Here is an 18,032-nt window from a genome sequence, read left to right as displayed (position 1 = left end):
CGTTTTCAAAAGTTTCGTTTTCCTTAAACCGTTTTAATTTATTCTTACTTCCCACTAATTTAATTTTTTGTAAAATTAAGGAAATATAAACTATTCAAATTCTTTTTTACTTTGCAAAGTTATATTGTAACTTCACCACTTGAAAGCAATCACAAAAAATATTCTAGTTGCTCCTCTTAATTGGGGTTTAGGTCATGCCACACGCTGTATTCCTATTATACAAGAATTAGAAAAAAATGGCTTTACACCAATTATTGCCTCGGATGGAATTGCTTTGCTCCTTTTGCAAAAAGAATTTCCACATTTAGAATCATTAGAATTTCCCTCTTATAAAATTGAATATGCAAAAGAGGGCAAAGATTTCAAATGGAAGCTGATTAAAAACATTCCGAAAATAATTTTGGCTGTTTTTGAAGAAAAAAAAATTATTAAAGAATTGGTCAATAAATATGATTTGAAAGGTATTATTTCTGATAATCGATTAGGTGTTTATAGTAAAAAAGTGCCGAGTGTTTTTATAACACATCAACTCAATGTTTTATCGGGAAACACTACTTGGATTTCCAGTAAATTACATCAACATTTTATAAAAAAATTTACAGAATGTTGGGTTCCAGATTTTCAAGAAAGTCGAAATTTAACTGGTAAATTAGCTCATTTGAGAAACAGTTCTTTGCATTTAAAATACCTTGGTTCATTAAGTCGTTTGGAGAAAAAAGAGTTGGTTTATAAATATGAATTAATGGTAATTCTTTCGGGTCCTGAACCTCAGCGAACGCTGCTGGAAGAAAAAATAATAGATGAACTTCAAAATTATAATGGGGAAGTGCTATTTATAAAAGGAAAAGTGGAAAACAATAAGAAGAAAGAAATTATAAAAAACATTACTTTTTACAATTTCATGACTTCTAAAGAAATTGAAAATGCTTATAATGAAAGCAAAATAGTATTATGCCGCTCAGGATATACCACTATTATGGATTTGGCAAAATTAGAAAAGAAAGCTTTTTTTATTCCCACACCTGGGCAATTTGAACAAGAATATTTGGCCAAAAGACTGAAAAGAAATGGGATTGCTCCATTTGCTAAACAAGATGATTTTCGAATTGAAAATTTATTAGAAATAGAATTTTATAAAGGATTAAAACAATTTAAAGCAACTGAAAATTGGAAACAATTATTGATACTTTTCCAAAGTGAATGAAAACTCAGAACCTTTATTAAATTCACTTTCTACATAAATTTTTTCTCCATGGGCTTCGATAATGTGTTTTACTATTGAAAGTCCAAGACCGGAGCCACCTTCACTTCTTGCCCCGCTTTTATCTACTCTAAAAAAACGTTCAAACAAACGAGGAATATAATGTTTCTCAATTCCTTCTCCATTATCACGAACACGAACGATGATTTTGTCATTAATTAAATCTTCTATAGTGACTTCGGTTGTGCCATTTTCTTTTCCATATTTTATGGAATTCATGATTAAGTTGGTTAAAACTTGTTGGATTTTATCTTGGTCTGCAAAAACATTTATTGGTTTATTATATTTTTGATCAAACATTAAAATGATGTTTTTCTTATCCGCTTTCATTTCCAATAAATCAAAAACACTTTGAACCAATTCAACGGCATTAAATTTTGTTATTTCTAGATTAACATCTCCCATTTCTAGCTTAGTAATCATATCTAAATCTTCTACAATGTATATTAATCTTTCGACTCCTTTTTCTGCTCTTTCAAGGTATTTTTTTCGAACGCTTTTATCATTCATAGCGCCATCAAGTAGGGTGGAAAGATAACCTTGCACTGTAAACAAGGGTGTTTTTAATTCATGTGAAACATTACCAAGAAACTCTCTTCTATATTCTTCACGAACTTTTAAAGTTTCTATTTCGAGTTTTTTATCTGTAGCAAACTTTTTTACCTGCTTAGTTAGAGTTTCCATATCAGTTGTAATGGGTTGACTTCTGAATGACGTTGACTCTAGAAGGGAAACATCATCGTAGATTTTTTTCACTCTACGATAGATAAAACGCTCTACTCTATATTGAATTACAAAAAAGGAAAAAATTGCAATGAAAAAAGTAAAAACAGAAATAATTGGCATCGAAAACTCATGGAAAAACCATAATAAAATCGTAAGAAAACCAGTAGAAAAAAAGGTGATATATAATGTTGAAATTAAAGCAAAAGCATATGTTTTCTTAAAATTTATTTTCATTTACACTTCTAGTTTATATCCAACTCCTTTGATGGTTTTAAACAAATCATCTCCAATTTTTTCGCGAAGTTTTCTAATATGGACGTCAATGGTTCTCCCGCCAACAATGACTTCATTTCCCCAGACTTTATCTAAAATTTCTTCCCGTTTAAAAACTTTTCCGGGTTTTGAAGCTAAGAGATAAAACAATTCAAATTCTTTTCTTGGAAGAACAATTTCTGTTCCATCTTTAATGATTTTATATTCCTCTCTGTTGATTTCAATTCCACCAACATTTAAAGTTTCGGAGGCGTGTTCATCACTTTTTAGTCTGCGTAGTAATGCTTTTACTTTGCTAACTAATAATTTTGGTTTTATAGGTTTTGTGATATAGTCATCAGCACCAGCGTCAAAACCAGCTACTTGAGAGTAATCCTCACTTCTTGCTGTTAAAAAGGCTATAATAACATTACTCAATTCGGGCATTTTCCGAATGGCTTCACAGGCTTCCATGCCATCCATTTCGGGCATCATTACATCCATAATGATAAGCTGTGGCAACTCTTTTTTGGCTCTAGATATTGCTTCTTTACCATTAGTAGCAGTAACAATTTGATAACCCTCTTGAGAAAGATTGTATCCAACTATTTCTAGGATATCTTGCTCATCATCTACTAGTAAAATCTTAATGTCTTTTTTTTTCATAACGAACACAATTGCTTTTGTGAATGTAAAAGTAAAGATAATACAAATTGATTATACAAAGTAAAATTGTAGTTAACCATAATTTAATTATTTTAACAATTTAATAATATAAAAAGTGTTTTTTGGCAACAGGACTTTATTAAAATTTATTTTGTCACATTTTATGAATAAATTTTTATATCTTTGTGATACAATTCATGTAATGATGTTAAAAAATTACTTTTATATTACTTTACTATTTTCTTTGTTTTCTCTTGCTAGCTTTGCTCAAGACGGAAAACAACAAGGAAACGACGCTTTAGGATTTTATCCTAATCCGGTAAGTAATGGTAAAATATACATCACTTCTAAAACTAATTTAGATAAAGACATCATGATTTTTGATGTATTAGGAAAAAAAGTACTCCAAACTACTATTTCTTCCCGTGAGTTAAGTATAACATCTATTCCTACAGGTGTTTATATTATTAAAATTACCGAAGGCGATACAACTGCCACCAGAAAACTAATTGTCAGGTAGTTGTACTCCTGTAAATTAATAGTTTTTTAATCATTTTTTTACATTCTTTTTTTTCTGCAAAGAAAATTTGTGAGTATATTTGTATTCTAATTTAATTTATAAAAAATGAAAAAAAATTACTTTTTATTAGTTTTATGCATCATGACTATAAGTTCATTTGCTCAAAACTTAGTTGAAAATCATACTTTTGCTTCTGGAGTAGAAAGTTGGTATGCAACTGGCTCAGGTTATGCGTTACCTACTGTTATTAGTGACGATGGTCAAGATGATACTTCATCAGTTCAATACATTGCTACTGCTACAACAGGATTTGACCAAAAATTTAGTGTTGTTCCGGGTGAAGAAGTTACTATTAGCTATTGGTACAAAGCTAAGAGAACAGATAACGGACTTACTGGAAATACAGCAAGAATTTGGAGTGTTTTCTTTGACACAACCAGTTTAACTCCTACAACTCCTATTAATCCCCCGGGATCAACAGGTTCAACAGATGACCCTTTAAGAAATAACAATGGCTATTTACCTCAAGCCTCAACTTGGACGCAAAAAACTGTTACATCAGTAGTACCCGTTGGAGCCAATACATTTACGCTTCAATTTAGAGCCTATAATGGCGCCACAGTAAGCTATGATAATATTTCGTTTGAGAGTCCTGGTGCGGCCTATCTATCTACAGAAGTTTTTAATGCCATTTCTGGTTTAAAAGTATATCCAAACCCTGTATCAAACGGTACTTTATATATTGAAACTGCTGCTAATGCTGAGAGAACAGTTACTGTGTTTGACGTATTAGGAAAACAAGTTTTAAATACTACTACAAATAACAATGCCGTGAGCGTAAATGCTTTAAGAACGGGAGTTTATGTAGTTAAAATTACTGAAGAAGGAAAAACGGTTACGAGAAAATTAGTTATTAAATAATACTTTTTTTATCCTATATTAAGCTCTAACGAAAGTTAGGGCTTTTTTATTTTCATTACTTTTGCATTCATCCTGAACTTGTTTCAGTATCTCAACAAATGATTTCTAACCAAGACCTATTTACCATTTCATCACAAAAGCAATTTGAAAAAATGGCTTTGAAAGTCTTTCGTTTTCAATATGAAAACAACTTGGTTTATCAGGAGTTTTGTAATTTCTTAAAGGTAGATAAACAAGCTGTAAAAATGGTAACTCAAATTCCTTTTTTGCCTATACAGTTTTTCAAAAGTCATGATGTTGTTTCAACAACTAATTCTATTCAAAAGACTTTCACTAGTAGTGGCACGACGGGAATGATAACGAGTAAACATTTGGTGACAGACATTTCATTATATGAACAAAGTTACCGTTTAGCCTTTTCGGAATTTTATGGAAATATAGAAGATTATGTTGTTTTGGCTTTGCTCCCATCCTATTTAGAGCGAACAGGTTCTTCATTAATCTATATGGTGAAGGATTTGATTGAACTTTCCAATAACGAGCACAGTGGCTTTTACCTGCATAATTATGAGGAGTTGATTGCCAAACTAATTGAGATTGATAATGCTGGACAAAATGTAATTTTAATTGGAGTAACCTACGCATTATTAGATTTAATTGAAAAACAAAAATTCCAACTCAAGAACACCATTATTATGGAAACCGGAGGGATGAAAGGCAAACGTAAGGAAATCATACGTGAAGAACTACATGACATTTTATGTAAAGGTTTTGGGGTAAAAAGTATCCACTCAGAATATGGCATGACCGAACTTTTATCACAAGCGTATTCGCTTGGAAATGGTATTTTTGAATGTCCTTCGTGGATGCAAATCTTAGTCCGTAATACAGAAGATGCTTTAACCTATGAAAATTATGGCAAAACTGGCGGAGTCAATGTGATTGATTTGGCCAATATCAATTCCTGTTCGTTTATTGCCACGCAAGATTTGGGCAAAAAATATCCCAATAATTCCTTCGAAATATTGGGACGTTTTGATAATTCTGATATTCGTGGTTGTAACTTGATGGTTATATAACCTTTATCAAATAATAATTCTTCTTTCCTTTTTGCAACATCAAAAACTGATTGTTGATTAAATCTTTTGGAGTGATACTATAATCCATGGCCACTTTTTCTTTATTGAGTGCAATAGCGTTTTGTTGCAACTCGCGTCTAGCATCACTATTAGAAGCCAAAAAACCTGTCTTAGCAGCAAGTGCGGCAATCATGTCCAGTCCATTTTCAATATCAACCATGGCAACTTCTGCTTGCGGAACGCCTTCAAAAACTTCTAGAAAAGTTGTAGTATCGAGTTTTTTCAAATCATCCATTGTCGGACTAAAGAATGCTCCTGATGCAAAAATTGCTTTTTCTAATTCTTCCTTCCCATGTACAAAAGTGGTTACTTCTTGTGCCAATCGTTTTTGTAATACGCGCAAATGAGGCGCTGTTTGATGTGCTATAATCAAAGCATCAATAGCTGCTGAATCTAAGAAAGTGAAAATCTTGATGTATTTCTCGGCATCAACATCAGTAGTATTCAACCAAAACTGGTAGAATTTATACACTGAAGTTTTATCTGCGGTTAACCATACGTTTCCTCCTTCTGATTTACCAAATTTGGAACCATCAGCTTTAGTGATTAATGGGCAAGTCATGGCATAGGCTTTTGCTCCTTCACCATTCATTCTGCGCACTAATTCTGTTCCTGTGGTAATATTTCCCCATTGGTCTGAACCGCCCATTTGCAACAAACAATGGTGTGTTTTATATAGATGATGAAAATCGTAACCTTGAATTAACTGATAGGTAAACTCGGTAAAACTCATTCCTTCTCCTTCGGCACTCAAACGTTTCTTTACCGAATCCTTTGCCATCATATAATTTACCGTGATACGTTTTCCGACATCGCGTGCAAAATTGATAAAAGAAAAATCTTTCATCCAATCGTAATTATTTACTAAAATTGGAGCATTGGCAGCCGAAGCATTAAAATCTAAAAAGCGCGATAGAACGGCTTTAATTCCGGCTACATTTTTTTCTAAAGTAGCTTCGTCCAATAAATTTCTTTCATCCGATTTTCCAGAAGGATCACCAATCATTCCAGTAGCGCCACCAACCAAGGCAATAGGTTTGTGTCCAAAGTTACCTAAATGAACTAATAGAATAATAGGCACTAAACTTCCAATGTGCAACGAATCACTTGTTGGGTCAAACCCAATATAGGTTGTGGTCATTTCTTTTAAAAGTTGTTCTTCAGTTCCTGGCATAATATCATGAACCAAGCCACGCCATTGTAATTCTGCTACTAAATTTTTCATTTTACTAAAATACTATTTGTTATTGGTGTTCGATGCAGTCGCCATACTGGCTCGTGTCATTTTATAATCAATTTGGGCAAAGATAGTTTTAATTAGTCAATTTGAAAATTTGAAAATATATCAAATTCCGACTTTGAATTCGTAAATTCGCAATATGATTTTAGTCACTGGCGGTACGGGATTAGTAGGGGCGCATTTATTGCTTCATTTGGTTGACAATGAAGAAGCTATTCGTGCTATTTATAGAAATATAAATGCTATCGAAAAAACAAAATCACTTTTTAATCTTCATCACAAAGAACATTTATTTTCCAAAATTGAGTGGATAGGAGCAGATATTATTGATGTCCCTTCTTTGACGATTGCTTTCAAAAACATTGACTATGTGTATCATTGTGCAGGGTTGATTTCATTTGACCCAAAAGATGAAGACTTACTACGAAAAACCAACATTGAAGGCACTGCTAATATTGTCAATTTATGTATTGATTGTAAAGTAAATAAACTTTGTCACGTCAGTTCTATTGCAACATTGGGCGATTTGGCACAAAATGAAACGGTTATTTCAGAAACTTCCGAATGGAATCCTGAAATGTATCATAGTGATTATGCTATTTCAAAATATGGTGCCGAACTTGAAGTTTGGCGTGGATTTCAGGAAGGATTAGCTGTTGTAATTGTAAATCCTGGAGTAATTTTAGGGTCAACAATTTGGAAAGATGGAAGTGGAGCTATTTTTACAAAAATTAAAAATGGACTGTTATTTTATACCAAAGGACAAACAGGTTATGTCGGCGTTACCGATGTCGTTACAATAATGATTCAAGTAATGAACAGCAACATAAATGGCGAACGTTTTTCATTGGTTGCCGAAAATTGTACTTATGAATATCTTATAAAAACCTTAGCAAATGCTATGGGTTGTGAACCTGCAAACTATTATGCAAAACCATGGATGACTGGAATTGCTTGGAAAATTGATTGGTTCTTAACGACTTTTTTTGGCAAAAAAAGAACCCTTTCTAAATATGCTGCTACCACGCTTCACAGTGTAGATAATTACAGTACTGAAAAAATAAAAAATGCTTTGAACTATGAGTTTCAAAGCATTGATGCTGTGTTAAGAGAAATTATATAAACCTATTCTACTCTAGGTTGATCATCGCTTGGCTTAATAGAATTAGGAGTTGGATTGGCAAGATTGTTATTTTCTTTATCTAATATATTTTTAACTTCTTCCAACATTTTTTTATATTCTTCAATATCTGAAGCATAATATTTATTGCTCTGCACCAATTGAATACTATCAATTTTATATTTTTTATAGATATAGTCATTTGCTTTTTGATTGCTAATACCACCCTCAATATATTGGTTTTTCATAGCATCTAGCAAAGACAAATCATATAAAATTTTTGTCATTTTATCTTTTTCAATTAAGTTTTTAGGTTTTTCAATTGTATTATTACAACTGAAAAACGAAAACATCAAACAAATTATTACTATACTATTTCTCATCCCAAAGGTTTTATCTGTCAAAAAGTAAACGTTTTCCAACTGGTGATTGTTTTACTTTAAAATTTTGATATACTAATTCTCCGTTAACAAAAGTATGAGTTATTCTTGATTTAAAGTTATAGCCATCAAAAGGCGACCACCCGCATTTGGCTAAAATATTTTCCTTTTTTACACTCCACGGTAAACTAGTATTTACAATAACCAAATCTGCATAATACCCTTCTTTGATAAATCCGCGCTTTTCTATTTTGAAAATCTTGGCAGGATTATGACACATTTTCTCCACTATTTTTTCAATCGAGATTTTTCCTTGATGATGGGCTTCAAACATAGCTACTACTGCATGTTGCACTAATGGTCCACCAGAAGGCGCTTTAGTATATATCTGATTTTTTTCTTCTAAGGTATGCGGCGCATGGTCTGTAGCTATAACATCGATTCTATCGTCAAGCAAAGCTTTCCATAAAGCTTCTCTATCTGAAGCTGATTTAACGGCTGGATTCCATTTGATAAGATTGCCTTTTGTAGCATAATCTTCATCCGAAAACCAAAGATGGTGAATGCATACTTCTGCAGTAATTTGTTTTTTTTCTAACGGAATTTTATTGGTAAATAAATCCAATTCTTTCGCGGTAGAAAGATGAAAAACATGCAACCTTGCTCCTGTTTTCTTAGCTAAATCTATTATCCTAACTGTTGATTTATAACATGCTTCTACACTTCTAATTTCTGGATGAAATTTAACTGGAATATCATCACCAAACTGCAATTTGTATCTCTCTAAATTTTCTTTCACCGTAGTTTCATCTTCACTATGCACTGCAATTAATAATTTAGTGCTTGAAAATATTTTTTCTAGAGAATCTGTACTATCAACTAACATATCACCTGTAGAAGAGCCAAGGAATAATTTTAAACCCGCAACATTTTTCGGATTAGTTTTAAGAATTTCTTCTAAATTATCATTAGTGCCTCCCATCATAAATGAATAATTGGCATAGGAAGTTTTGGCTGCAATTTTATATTTTTCCTCTAAAATTTTTTGAGTAATTGCGTTAGGGACTGTATTGGGCTGTTCTATAAAAGAAGTAATTCCACCTGCTACTGCTGCTCTACTCTCAGAAGCGATATCGCCTTTATGAGTAAGGCCTGGTTCGCGAAAATGAACTTGATCATCAATAGCGCCAGGAATCAAATAACTTCCTTCGGCATCAATGATTTTACAACTGGCCAATTTTGGGCTAATCCTCTCGGCAATTTCAACAATAAATTCGTTTTCAATCAAAATATCGCCTTCAAATATCTTTCCTTCATTTACAATTTTGGCATTCTTAATTAAAACGGTATTCATTTATATTTTTATAAACTGTTTAAAAACTTTCTAAATCTGAGATAAATAACACCTAAAATGGCTTCTTTTATAATCGCTCCACTCATTTTGGATTGCCCTTTGGTCCTATCAGTAAAAATAACTGGTACTTCTTGAATATTAAAATTCTTAGCAAAGGCTCTATATTTCATTTCTATTTGAAAAGCATATCCTATAAATTTGATACTGTTCAAATTTATTTTTTCTAACACTTCTCTTTGATAACATATAAATCCAGCGGTGGTATCCATGATTTTCATTCCGGTAATCATTCTAACATACACCGAAGCAAAATAAGAAAGCAATACTCTACTTAAAGGCCAATTTACTACATTGACTCCAGTAACATAGCGCGAACCAATGGCTAAATCTGCTCCATTTTTGTAACAAGCATCGTATAATTTTTCTAAATCCGTTGGATTATGAGAAAAATCAGCATCCATTTCAAAAATATATTCATAGTTAGAATTTAAAGCCCACTTGAAACCATGAACATAAGCGGTACCTATGCCAGCTTTTTTGGTTCTCTTTGCCAAAAACAATCGATTTGGAAATTGTTGTTGTAATTCAATTACTTTGTCTGCCGTTTTATCAGGCGAGTTATCATCAACAATTACTATGTGAAACTGTTTTGGTAATGAAAACACCGCTCTAATAATAGATTCAATATTTTCAATTTCGTTATAGGTTGGAATAATAACAATGCTGTCGCTCATAAAATGCAGTCAAATTCTGTTGCAAAAATAAACTTTTTATTAAAGTACTATCTTAATAATTTTATAATAATTTAACAATTAAAAAATTAGTAATTTTGCCAAGATTATGATAGAAAATGTTTTACAGCCAAGAATAATGGAGAACAAAGATTGGGCAACCTATTTGTTTATCTTTTCGTTTGCTTTAATTGCAATTACTAAAGCGGCTTTTGAAACTCGATTTAATGATTTCTTGAGGATTTTAGTTTCTGATAAATATATAAAAGTATACAAAGACACTTCTCATTTAAAGAGCGGTTTTACAATCTTGTTATTTATTGTACAAATAATATCGTTTTCCCTTTTTATTCAATTATTTCTTCATCAATTTGGATATATTTCAAAAACAGATTGGATACTATTTATTAGAATTTTTACTTTTTTTGGAATATTTGTGCTTTCAAAATTTTTAATCGAAAAAATTATTGCTACTACATTTAATATTGAAGAATTCAATGAGCAACTTAATTTGCAAAAAGTAAGTTATAGAACATTTATCGGTATCCTTTTACTTCCTATAAACATTTATCTGTTTTACAATAACAACCCTTCAAATGTTTTGTTTTTTATTATTATTGGTTTGATATTAATGACAAATTTGTTTACCTATATAATTTCCTTGAAGGTTTATCAAAATTTATTAATTAGTAAAGTATTTTATTTTATTTTGTATCTTTGCGCACTTGAAATAGCACCGTACTATTTTATATATTATTTGATTACAAAAAATTTAGCGCATTAAAATGTCAAATTTGAAAGTGAAAACAATTTTGGTGTCACAGCCAGAGCCAAAAGTAGAGAATTCACCTTATTTTGAATTACAACAAAAGCATAAGGTAAAAATCGATTTTCGTCCATTTATTCACGTGGAAGGAGTTAATGCAAAAGATATTAGGGCTCAAAAAATTGACTTACATAACTTTACGGCAATCATCTTAACTAGTCGAAATTCTGTTGACCACTTTTTTAGAGTGGCAGAAGAAATGCGTTATAAGGTTCCCGAAGACTTAAAATATTTTTGCCAATCTGAAGCTATTGCTTTCTATTTACAAAAGTATGTAGTTTATAGAAAACGTAAAATATATGTTGGTCAAAAAGACTTTGTGGATTTATCCCCTTTAATCAAAAAATATAAAGAAGAAAAATTCTTATTGCCTGCTTCAGACCAATTAAATTTTGATGTTCCTCACACTTTAAATAGTTTAAAATTGGATTGGACACAAGCTACTTTTTATAAAACAGTAATGAGTGACTTGTCTGATTTAGCCGATGTATATTATGATGTTTTAGCCTTCTTTAGTCCTACAGGTATAAAATCGTTATTCAAAAACTTCCCTGACTTCAAACAAAACAATACACGTATTGCAGTTTTTGGAAGTACGACTCAAAAAGAAGCTTTAGAACATGGTTTACGCATAGATATATTAGCGCCAACTCCTGAAACACCCTCTATGACAATGGCTCTAGAAAAATATATTGCAGATGCAAACAAAGGAAAATAAACTTTTATTTACATTTAAAGAAAGCCATTCAAATTGAATGGCTTTTTCGGTTTAATTAATTTTTTTTGTTGATTTTTACAATTGCGGTCCTGCTTTCACTAAACTTTGCCCTTCTGAATTATCCATATATTGAGCAAAATTTTTGATGAATTTTGAAGCTAAATCTGTAGCTTTAGAATTCCAATCTGTGGTATTTTCATATGTATCCCTAGGATCTAAGATGGCTGAATTTACATCGTGTAATGTTGTTGGTACTTCTAAATTAAATACCGGAATCAATTTAGTTGCTGCTTTTTCAATAGAACCGTCTAAAATTGCATCAATAATGGCTCTTGTATCTTTAATTGAAATTCGCTTTCCAGTTCCGTTCCAACCTGTATTGACCATGTAAGCTTTTGCATGGTGTTGTTCCATTTTCTTAACCAATTCTTCTCCATATTTTATTGGATGTAAGGATAAAAAAGCTTTCCCAAAACAAGCAGAAAATGTTGGTTCAGGTTGTGTAACGCCAAGTTCTGTTCCTGCTAATTTTGCTGTAAATCCCGAAAGAAAATAGTATTTAGTTTGTTCGGGAGTTAGCTTGGAAACTGGAGGCATTACCCCAAAAGCGTCAGCGGTTAAGAAGATTACTTTAGTTGCATGAGCCGCTTTTGAAACTGGCTTAACTATATTATGAATATGATATATTGGATAAGAAACTCTGGTGTTTTGAGTAACTGAACCATCTTTAAAATCGATGGTTCCAGAAGCATTCACGGTTACATTTTCTAACAACGCATTGCGTTTTATGGCAGCAAAAATATCGGGTTCGTTTTCTTTGCTTAAATCAATTGTCTTAGCATAACATCCCCCTTCAAAGTTAAAAATCCCTTCATCATCCCATCCGTGCTCATCATCTCCTATTAACTCACGTTTTGGATCTGTTGACAAGGTTGTCTTTCCTGTTCCCGATAATCCGAAGAAAATAGCAACATCGCCATCAGCTCCTTTATTGGCAGAACAATGCATAGATGCAATTCCTTGTAATGGTAAGTAGTAATTCATCATTGAGAACATTCCTTTTTTCATTTCTCCACCATACCATGTACCGCCAATCAATTGCATTTTTTCAGTTAAATTGAAAGCTACATATACTTCAGAATTTAAACCATGGGCTGCATAATTTTTGAATGAAGTTTTAGAACCATTCATTACGATAAAATCTGGTTCTCCAAAATTTTCTAATTCAGCTTCTGTAGGACGGATAAACATATTAGTCACAAAATGCGCTTGCCAAGCTACTTCCATTATAAAACGCACTTTCAAACGGGTGTTTTTATTAGCCCCACAAAAAGCATCAACTACATATAATTTTTTATCCGAAAGCTGATTGATTGTATTTTCTTTTAGAGCATTCCAAGTATTTTGAGAAATTGGCTTGTTATCGTTTGCTACTTTTTCAGAATTCCACCAAATGGTGTTTTCAGTGATAGTATCTTTAACAATATATTTGTCTTTAGGAGACCTTCCAGTAAAAACTCCTGTCATCACATTTACAGCACCAAGTTCAGTAGGTTGTCCTTTTTCATAACCTTCCAAATTTGAATCAAGTTCATCACTGTATAATTTTTCAAAAGAAGGGTTGTGTATAATTTCGCGAACATTTTTAATACCATATTTTTCTAACGAAATCGATTTCGTAAATTGAGCGTAGTTATGCATATATATTAGTTTGGGTTATTTCATAAGTCTGACTACAAAGGTAAAAATTTAATTATAGAAAGTATTTTTTTGTTGGAAATATTATTTTTTTTGTTGGAAATATTTCCAAAAAACAATACTCCAAGCCCCTATTAATAGGGTTCCGCCAATTGGAGTTACGATTCCAATAGGTTTGAAATTAAGGCCTGAGATTGTTTTAGTAGCTAACAAAAAAATAGAGCCTGAGAAGAAAATTACGCCAAAAATCACAAGTAATAAGATGGTTTTTTTTGCTTTTTCTTCCAAAAAAGAATTTAGCCCCAAAAACAACAAAAATAAGGCGTGATACATTTGATATTTTACACCTGTTTCAAATGTTCCTAACTCTTCAATTGTCAAGTGTTTTTTTAATGCGTGAGCACCGAAAGCTCCTAAAATTATAGCTGTCATTCCCATGAAAGCAGCTACTCTTATATTTTTTTTTTCCATTGCTTTAATTTGTGTACTAAATCACAAATTTATTCGTTATTTAAGTATGAATATACAAATTTAAAATTTCTTTTTCTACAAAAGTTTCGGTATGAACCGTTTTAAATATTTTATATTTGTAGCTATAATTTAAAATTATGAAGAAAATATTTTTAGTACCTATATCACTTTTAGTTTTAAGTTCCTTTACTTCTATAAATAGTCAAACTATAAAATCTGGTGAAAATCTTGTTTTCGCTGGTTCTTATAACATGAGTGGTTTAATGACGCAATTGGCACAAGTTACTATGAGTACTGAAACGGTTTCTACTTCAAAAAATCCGTATCTTCATTTAAGTTGTGAATTGTCAACCTACAGCAAATGGGATTCTTTTTTTAAAATTAGAGATATATATGAATCTTATGTTAATCCGATAACCTTAAAACCAAGTTTATACAAAAGAAGTATAGATGAAGGAGGTTGGACAAAAAAAGAAAAGTATGTCATCAAAAACAATAATGTAACTAGTACCTCTAAACAGAAAAATAGCCCAGAAACTAAAAAAACTTTTACTATTGGAGGTTCAACCCAAGATGTTATTTCACTTTTTTATAAGGTAAGGACAATGGATTTTTCTAAATTCAAAGAAGGACAAACGATTTCCTTGATGATTGTTTTTGACGAAAAGCAAGTTCCTGTAACCTTGAAATATATGGGAAAAGAAACCGTAAATGCTGGAAATCTTGGGAAAAAAGAATGTTACAAAATTTCTATTGGTGCCAAAACAGATGCTTTGAGAGGAAAAGACAAAAACTTAATTTGGCTTACTGCTGATGCTAAAAAAATTCCAGCTTTGCTGAAATTTAGTATTCCTGTTGGAACAGGCCAATTGGTGTTAACCTCAGCCAGCGGAATTTAAACTACTAAAATTATGAGAAAACTATTTTTAATTTTTACTTGTATTTTTACGGTTTTGGCGTTAGTGTTTTCTTTTATGCCCATGGACACTTTGGCATTTTTACCTATAGGATTGGCATTAATTTTTAGTTTATTGCTGTTAAAAAAATCAGAAAATCAGCAAAAAAAAATCCCTAAGATATTTTTATTTTTGAGTGTTTTGTGTTCCATATTTGTTGTTGGGAAAACTATTTTTATCAAAGATGAAGTTGCCAAAGACACCCAGTTTGAAGAACAGAAAGTGAAGACCAAGACAGAAGCTAAAAAAGAACTTGAAGAAATAGAAGGTCTAGAATAATTCATACATTTGATACCAACAACAAACAAACGCATGAGAACTATTTTAATCATTGGTGCTGGACGTTCAGCTTCTTCTTTGATACAATATCTTTTGAACAAATCAGTTCAGGAAAATCTTCATTTGACTATTGGCGATTTGTCTTTGGAATTAGCTCAACGCAAAACCAATAAGCATCCCAACGCAACAGCCATCGCTTTGGATATAAATAATATTTCTCAACGTCAATCAGAAATTCAAAAAGCAGACATTGTAATTTCGATGTTGCCAGCACACATGCACATTGAGATTGCAAAAGATTGTGTTACATTTAAGAAAAACATGGTTACGGCTTCCTATGTTTCGGATGCGATGCAAGATTTGGATGATGAAGTAAAAGCCAATGGTTTGGTTTTTATGAATGAAATTGGACTCGATCCAGGTATTGACCACATGAGCGCTAAAAAAGTGATTGACGAAATTAAAGCAAAAGGTGGTAAAATGATTTTGTTTGAATCATTTTGTGGCGGATTAGTTGCTCCAGAAAGTGATACTAATTTATGGAATTATAAATTTACATGGGCACCACGAAATGTAGTTTTAGCAGGTCAAGGTGGAGCGGCCAAGTTTATCCAAGAAGGGAAATACAAATATATTCCTTATCATAAATTATTCCGTAGAACTGAGTTTTTAGAAGTTGAAGGTTTTGGCAGATTTGAAGGCTATGCCAATAGAGATTCGCTAAAATACAGAAGTGTTTATGGTTTAGATGATATCTTAACCCTTTATAGAGGAACTATCCGAAGAGTAGGATTTTCTAAAGCTTGGAATATGTTTGTGCAATTGGGTATGACTGATGACTCGTATCCAATGGAAAACTCTGAAAACATGAGTTACCGTGATTTTATCAATTCATTTTTGCCTTATTCTCCTTCGGATTCTGTGGAAATCAAAACCCGAATTCAATTGGGAATTGAACAAGATGATATCATGTGGGACAAATTATTGGAACTTGATTTATTCAATGCCGATAAAATTGTAGGGCTAAAAAATGCTACGCCGGCTCAAATTTTAGAACGCATCTTAAATGATAGTTGGTCTTTACAACCCGATGACAAAGACATGATTGTAATGTATCACAAATTTGGCTACGAGATAAACGGTGAAAGAAAACAAATCGATTCAAAAATGGTGTGTATTGGGGATGACCAAACGTACACAGCCATGGCGAAAACTGTGGGATTACCTGTTGCTATGGCAACTATACAAATACTTAATGGAAATATAAAAACACCTGGTGTGCAATTGCCCATTCACAAAGAAGTATATGAACCTATACTTAAAGAACTTGAAGAATTTGGTGTGATTTTCAAAGAAACCGAAATGCCTTATGTGGGTTATAATCCGGATAGATTGTTGGGGAATTAAACGCAACCATGTCACTTTATCAAAACCAAAATCATAACCGATTTTGGTTTTTTATTTATAGATAACAACCAAATCACTACTTTTACTTTTAAATAATCTGAAAATGAAAATAAACCAACTACAAATAGAAATTGACGGTATCGATAAAGAAATCCTTCGGGATTTGATGGAAGATGCCCGAAAACCCATTTTACAAATTGCCAATAAAATAGGAATATCTGGAGCAGCTATTCACCAGCGGTTGCGAAAACTAGAAGATGCTGGCGTGATTGCAAGTTCCAAATTGATAGTTGACAACAAGGTTTTGGGTTATAAAACCATGGCATTCATTGGCGTTTATTTGGACAAAGCATCGAGCAATGCAGAGGCGGTGAGAGAGTTGAAAAAAATCCCAGAAGTGTTGGAATGTCATTATACAACAGGAAATTGGTCAATTTTAATTAAAATTATTTGTCGCGATAACGAACATTTAATGCAACTGTTGAATAAAAAAATCCAACCGATTGATGGTGTTTCAAGAACAGAAACGTTCATTTCGTTGGAACAACAAATTGAAAGACAAATACAGTTGTAAGTACGAAGTTTGATAAACGAATTAAAATCCGTCTTGCTATTAAAAACAAGAGGGATTTTATTTTTAATCTCTTCTGCCAAAAACTTGCAAAGCCCAATAAAGCAACGATGCCAAAGCACCAATTGCGGCCACGACATAGGTTCGTGCTGCCCATTTCAAGGCATCTTCTGCACCTGCATATTCTTGCTGGCTCACCATATTTTTGCTTTTTAACCAAGCCAAAGCTCTGCTACTAGCATCATATTCAACTGGCAAGGTGATAAAACTGAACGCCGTTGCCACCGCCATTAAAATCAAACCGATAACGGCAATATAAAATCCGAAACCTAAACCTGCTGCAGCGCCTAAAATCAATCCCCCAAAAATCAAATATTGTGAAAGTGTGGAAGAAACATTTACAATTGGCACTAACTGAGAACGGAGTTGAAGCATAGCATATGCCGTGGCGTGTTGCACCGCATGACCACATTCGTGAGCGGCTACTGCCGCTGCCGAAGCATTTCGTTGATTATAAACTGATTCACTCAAATTAACCGTTTTGTCCGCTGGGTTGTAATGGTCAGTCAATTGTCCTGGTGTGGAAATAACTTTTACGTCATAAATGCCGTTGTCATGCAACATTTGAGTAGCAATTTCGGCACCGCTCATTCCGTTTTGCAAATGAATTTGCGAATATTCTTCAAACTTGCTCTTTAGTTTTGAGCTTACTAGCCAACTTACTAGAGCAATTAACCCAATTAAAATATAGTATCCAAACATAATTATTGATTTTTAAATTTTAATTCATTAGTAT

20 protein-coding genes are annotated in these 18,032 nt (G+C 32.4%); 11 read left to right on the top strand and 9 right to left on the bottom strand.

The window, feature by feature from the left end:
- Positions 1-139: 139 nt before the first annotated feature.
- Positions 140-1,204 carry a glycosyltransferase gene (locus tag ACOYLT_RS02605; RefSeq protein WP_422852284.1) on the top strand — a complete coding sequence of 355 codons (1,065 nt, stop codon included), beginning with the start codon at positions 140-142 and terminating at the stop codon, positions 1,202-1,204.
- Here ACOYLT_RS02605 and ACOYLT_RS02600 read toward each other — a convergent pair.
- Together ACOYLT_RS02600 and ACOYLT_RS02595 are read right to left on the bottom strand one after the other, a co-directional pair.
- On the bottom strand, positions 1,178-2,221 hold the full coding sequence (locus ACOYLT_RS02600) for a sensor histidine kinase (protein WP_422852283.1): 1,044 nt from the start codon (positions 2,219-2,221) through the stop codon (positions 1,178-1,180). The genes ACOYLT_RS02605 and ACOYLT_RS02600 overlap by 27 nt on opposite strands.
- Positions 2,222-2,905: a response regulator transcription factor gene (locus ACOYLT_RS02595; protein WP_422852282.1), complete on the bottom strand. Its 684-nt coding sequence runs from the start codon at positions 2,903-2,905 to the stop codon at positions 2,222-2,224.
- 163 nt (positions 2,906-3,068) lie between these two features.
- Here ACOYLT_RS02595 and ACOYLT_RS02590 point away from each other — a divergent pair, with 163 nt between their 5' ends.
- The 3 genes from ACOYLT_RS02590 to ACOYLT_RS02580 all read left to right on the top strand — a co-directional run bounded on the left by ACOYLT_RS02590 (position 3,069) and on the right by ACOYLT_RS02580 (position 5,425).
- Positions 3,069-3,425 carry a T9SS type A sorting domain-containing protein gene (locus ACOYLT_RS02590; protein WP_422852281.1) on the top strand — a complete coding sequence of 119 codons (357 nt, stop codon included), beginning with the start codon at positions 3,069-3,071 and terminating at the stop codon, positions 3,423-3,425.
- A 105-nt stretch (positions 3,426-3,530) separates the two neighbouring features.
- On the top strand, positions 3,531-4,346 hold the full coding sequence (locus tag ACOYLT_RS02585; protein WP_422852280.1) for a T9SS type A sorting domain-containing protein: 816 nt from the start codon (positions 3,531-3,533) through the stop codon (positions 4,344-4,346).
- Between the two features lie 98 nt (positions 4,347-4,444).
- Positions 4,445-5,425, top strand: a complete 981-nt coding sequence (locus ACOYLT_RS02580) for an acyl transferase (RefSeq protein WP_422852279.1) — start codon at positions 4,445-4,447, stop codon at positions 5,423-5,425.
- Here ACOYLT_RS02580 and tyrS read toward each other — a convergent pair.
- Positions 5,418-6,710, bottom strand: coding sequence for a tyrosine--tRNA ligase (tyrS, locus tag ACOYLT_RS02575; RefSeq protein ID WP_422852278.1), 1,293 nt, complete (start codon positions 6,708-6,710; stop codon positions 5,418-5,420). The two genes, ACOYLT_RS02580 and tyrS, sit on opposite strands and share 8 nt — an antisense overlap.
- A gap of 154 nt (positions 6,711-6,864) precedes the next feature.
- Here tyrS and ACOYLT_RS02570 point away from each other — a divergent pair, with 154 nt between their 5' ends.
- Positions 6,865-7,848, top strand: coding sequence for an NAD-dependent epimerase/dehydratase family protein (locus ACOYLT_RS02570; RefSeq protein ID WP_422852277.1), 984 nt, complete (start codon positions 6,865-6,867; stop codon positions 7,846-7,848).
- A gap of 2 nt (positions 7,849-7,850) precedes the next feature.
- Here the strand turns inward: ACOYLT_RS02570 and ACOYLT_RS02565 are convergent, their stop codons facing one another.
- The 3 genes from ACOYLT_RS02565 to ACOYLT_RS02555 are packed head-to-tail and all read right to left on the bottom strand — an operon-like array spanning position 7,851 to position 10,313.
- Positions 7,851-8,198, bottom strand: coding sequence for a DUF4296 domain-containing protein (locus ACOYLT_RS02565; RefSeq protein ID WP_422852286.1), 348 nt, complete (start codon positions 8,196-8,198; stop codon positions 7,851-7,853).
- Positions 8,199-8,238: 40 nt separating this feature from the next.
- On the bottom strand, positions 8,239-9,579 hold the full coding sequence (locus ACOYLT_RS02560) for a dihydroorotase (RefSeq protein WP_422852276.1): 1,341 nt from the start codon (positions 9,577-9,579) through the stop codon (positions 8,239-8,241).
- Positions 9,580-9,587: 8 nt separating this feature from the next.
- On the bottom strand, positions 9,588-10,313 hold the full coding sequence (locus ACOYLT_RS02555) for a polyprenol monophosphomannose synthase (protein WP_422852275.1): 726 nt from the start codon (positions 10,311-10,313) through the stop codon (positions 9,588-9,590).
- A gap of 106 nt (positions 10,314-10,419) precedes the next feature.
- Between ACOYLT_RS02555 and ACOYLT_RS02550 the strand changes: the two genes are divergently transcribed.
- Together ACOYLT_RS02550 and ACOYLT_RS02545 are read left to right on the top strand one after the other, a co-directional pair.
- The gene (locus tag ACOYLT_RS02550) at positions 10,420-11,094 is read left to right on the top strand and encodes a DUF4271 domain-containing protein (RefSeq protein WP_422852274.1); all 675 of its coding nucleotides are present in this window, start codon (positions 10,420-10,422) and stop codon (positions 11,092-11,094) included.
- 10 nt (positions 11,095-11,104) lie between these two features.
- Positions 11,105-11,854, top strand: a complete 750-nt coding sequence (locus ACOYLT_RS02545) for a uroporphyrinogen-III synthase (RefSeq protein ID WP_422852285.1) — start codon at positions 11,105-11,107, stop codon at positions 11,852-11,854.
- A gap of 75 nt (positions 11,855-11,929) precedes the next feature.
- Here the strand turns inward: ACOYLT_RS02545 and pckA are convergent, their stop codons facing one another.
- Together pckA and ACOYLT_RS02535 are read right to left on the bottom strand one after the other, a co-directional pair.
- Positions 11,930-13,555 (bottom strand): phosphoenolpyruvate carboxykinase (ATP), encoded by a 1,626-nt coding sequence (pckA, locus tag ACOYLT_RS02540; protein WP_422852273.1) that lies wholly within the window; start codon positions 13,553-13,555, stop codon positions 11,930-11,932.
- 81 nt (positions 13,556-13,636) lie between these two features.
- Complete coding sequence (locus tag ACOYLT_RS02535; protein ID WP_422852272.1) at positions 13,637-14,023, bottom strand: DUF423 domain-containing protein; 387 nt, start codon at positions 14,021-14,023, stop codon at positions 13,637-13,639.
- Between the two features lie 137 nt (positions 14,024-14,160).
- Between ACOYLT_RS02535 and ACOYLT_RS02530 the strand changes: the two genes are divergently transcribed.
- The 4 genes from ACOYLT_RS02530 (at position 14,161) to ACOYLT_RS02515 (ending at position 17,239) form a co-directional block, all read left to right on the top strand.
- Complete coding sequence (locus ACOYLT_RS02530) at positions 14,161-14,922, top strand: DUF3108 domain-containing protein (protein ID WP_422852271.1); 762 nt, start codon at positions 14,161-14,163, stop codon at positions 14,920-14,922.
- 12 nt (positions 14,923-14,934) lie between these two features.
- Complete coding sequence (locus tag ACOYLT_RS02525) at positions 14,935-15,258, top strand: hypothetical protein (RefSeq protein ID WP_422852270.1); 324 nt, start codon at positions 14,935-14,937, stop codon at positions 15,256-15,258.
- Positions 15,259-15,291: 33 nt separating this feature from the next.
- Positions 15,292-16,665, top strand: coding sequence for a saccharopine dehydrogenase family protein (locus tag ACOYLT_RS02520; protein WP_422852269.1), 1,374 nt, complete (start codon positions 15,292-15,294; stop codon positions 16,663-16,665).
- 103 nt (positions 16,666-16,768) lie between these two features.
- The gene (locus ACOYLT_RS02515; RefSeq protein ID WP_422852268.1) at positions 16,769-17,239 is read left to right on the top strand and encodes an Lrp/AsnC family transcriptional regulator; all 471 of its coding nucleotides are present in this window, start codon (positions 16,769-16,771) and stop codon (positions 17,237-17,239) included.
- Positions 17,240-17,302: 63 nt separating this feature from the next.
- Here ACOYLT_RS02515 and ACOYLT_RS02510 read toward each other — a convergent pair whose 3' ends face one another.
- Positions 17,303-17,998: a zinc metallopeptidase gene (locus ACOYLT_RS02510; RefSeq protein ID WP_422852267.1), complete on the bottom strand. Its 696-nt coding sequence runs from the start codon at positions 17,996-17,998 to the stop codon at positions 17,303-17,305.
- Positions 17,999-18,032: the final 34 nt, after the last annotated feature.

This window comes from Flavobacterium sp. (genome assembly GCF_049318185.1).
Lineage (GTDB): Bacteria > Bacteroidota > Bacteroidia > Flavobacteriales > Flavobacteriaceae > Flavobacterium.
Note: the sequence above shows the minus strand (reverse complement) of the source record. Positions and strands in the feature narration are given on the sequence as shown.

Coding starts and splice junctions, on each gene's coding strand:
- ACOYLT_RS02600 (WP_422852283.1), bottom strand. CDS start 2,221: ATGAAAATAAATTTTAAGAAAACATATGCTTTTGCTTTAATTTCAACA.
- ACOYLT_RS02595 (WP_422852282.1), bottom strand. CDS start 2,905: ATGAAAAAAAAAGACATTAAGATTTTACTAGTAGATGATGAGCAAGAT.
- ACOYLT_RS02590 (WP_422852281.1), top strand. CDS start 3,069: ATGAATAAATTTTTATATCTTTGTGATACAATTCATGTAATGATGTTA.
- ACOYLT_RS02585 (WP_422852280.1), top strand. CDS start 3,531: ATGAAAAAAAATTACTTTTTATTAGTTTTATGCATCATGACTATAAGT.
- ACOYLT_RS02580 (WP_422852279.1), top strand. CDS start 4,445: ATGATTTCTAACCAAGACCTATTTACCATTTCATCACAAAAGCAATTT.
- tyrS (WP_422852278.1), bottom strand. CDS start 6,710: ATGAAAAATTTAGTAGCAGAATTACAATGGCGTGGCTTGGTTCATGAT.
- ACOYLT_RS02570 (WP_422852277.1), top strand. CDS start 6,865: ATGATTTTAGTCACTGGCGGTACGGGATTAGTAGGGGCGCATTTATTG.
- ACOYLT_RS02565 (WP_422852286.1), bottom strand. CDS start 8,198: ATGTTTTCGTTTTTCAGTTGTAATAATACAATTGAAAAACCTAAAAAC.
- ACOYLT_RS02560 (WP_422852276.1), bottom strand. CDS start 9,579: ATGAATACCGTTTTAATTAAGAATGCCAAAATTGTAAATGAAGGAAAG.
- ACOYLT_RS02555 (WP_422852275.1), bottom strand. CDS start 10,313: ATGAGCGACAGCATTGTTATTATTCCAACCTATAACGAAATTGAAAAT.
- ACOYLT_RS02550 (WP_422852274.1), top strand. CDS start 10,420: ATGATAGAAAATGTTTTACAGCCAAGAATAATGGAGAACAAAGATTGG.
- pckA (WP_422852273.1), bottom strand. CDS start 13,555: ATGCATAACTACGCTCAATTTACGAAATCGATTTCGTTAGAAAAATAT.
- ACOYLT_RS02535 (WP_422852272.1), bottom strand. CDS start 14,023: ATGGAAAAAAAAAATATAAGAGTAGCTGCTTTCATGGGAATGACAGCT.
- ACOYLT_RS02530 (WP_422852271.1), top strand. CDS start 14,161: ATGAAGAAAATATTTTTAGTACCTATATCACTTTTAGTTTTAAGTTCC.
- ACOYLT_RS02525 (WP_422852270.1), top strand. CDS start 14,935: ATGAGAAAACTATTTTTAATTTTTACTTGTATTTTTACGGTTTTGGCG.
- ACOYLT_RS02520 (WP_422852269.1), top strand. CDS start 15,292: ATGAGAACTATTTTAATCATTGGTGCTGGACGTTCAGCTTCTTCTTTG.
- ACOYLT_RS02515 (WP_422852268.1), top strand. CDS start 16,769: ATGAAAATAAACCAACTACAAATAGAAATTGACGGTATCGATAAAGAA.
- ACOYLT_RS02510 (WP_422852267.1), bottom strand. CDS start 17,998: ATGTTTGGATACTATATTTTAATTGGGTTAATTGCTCTAGTAAGTTGG.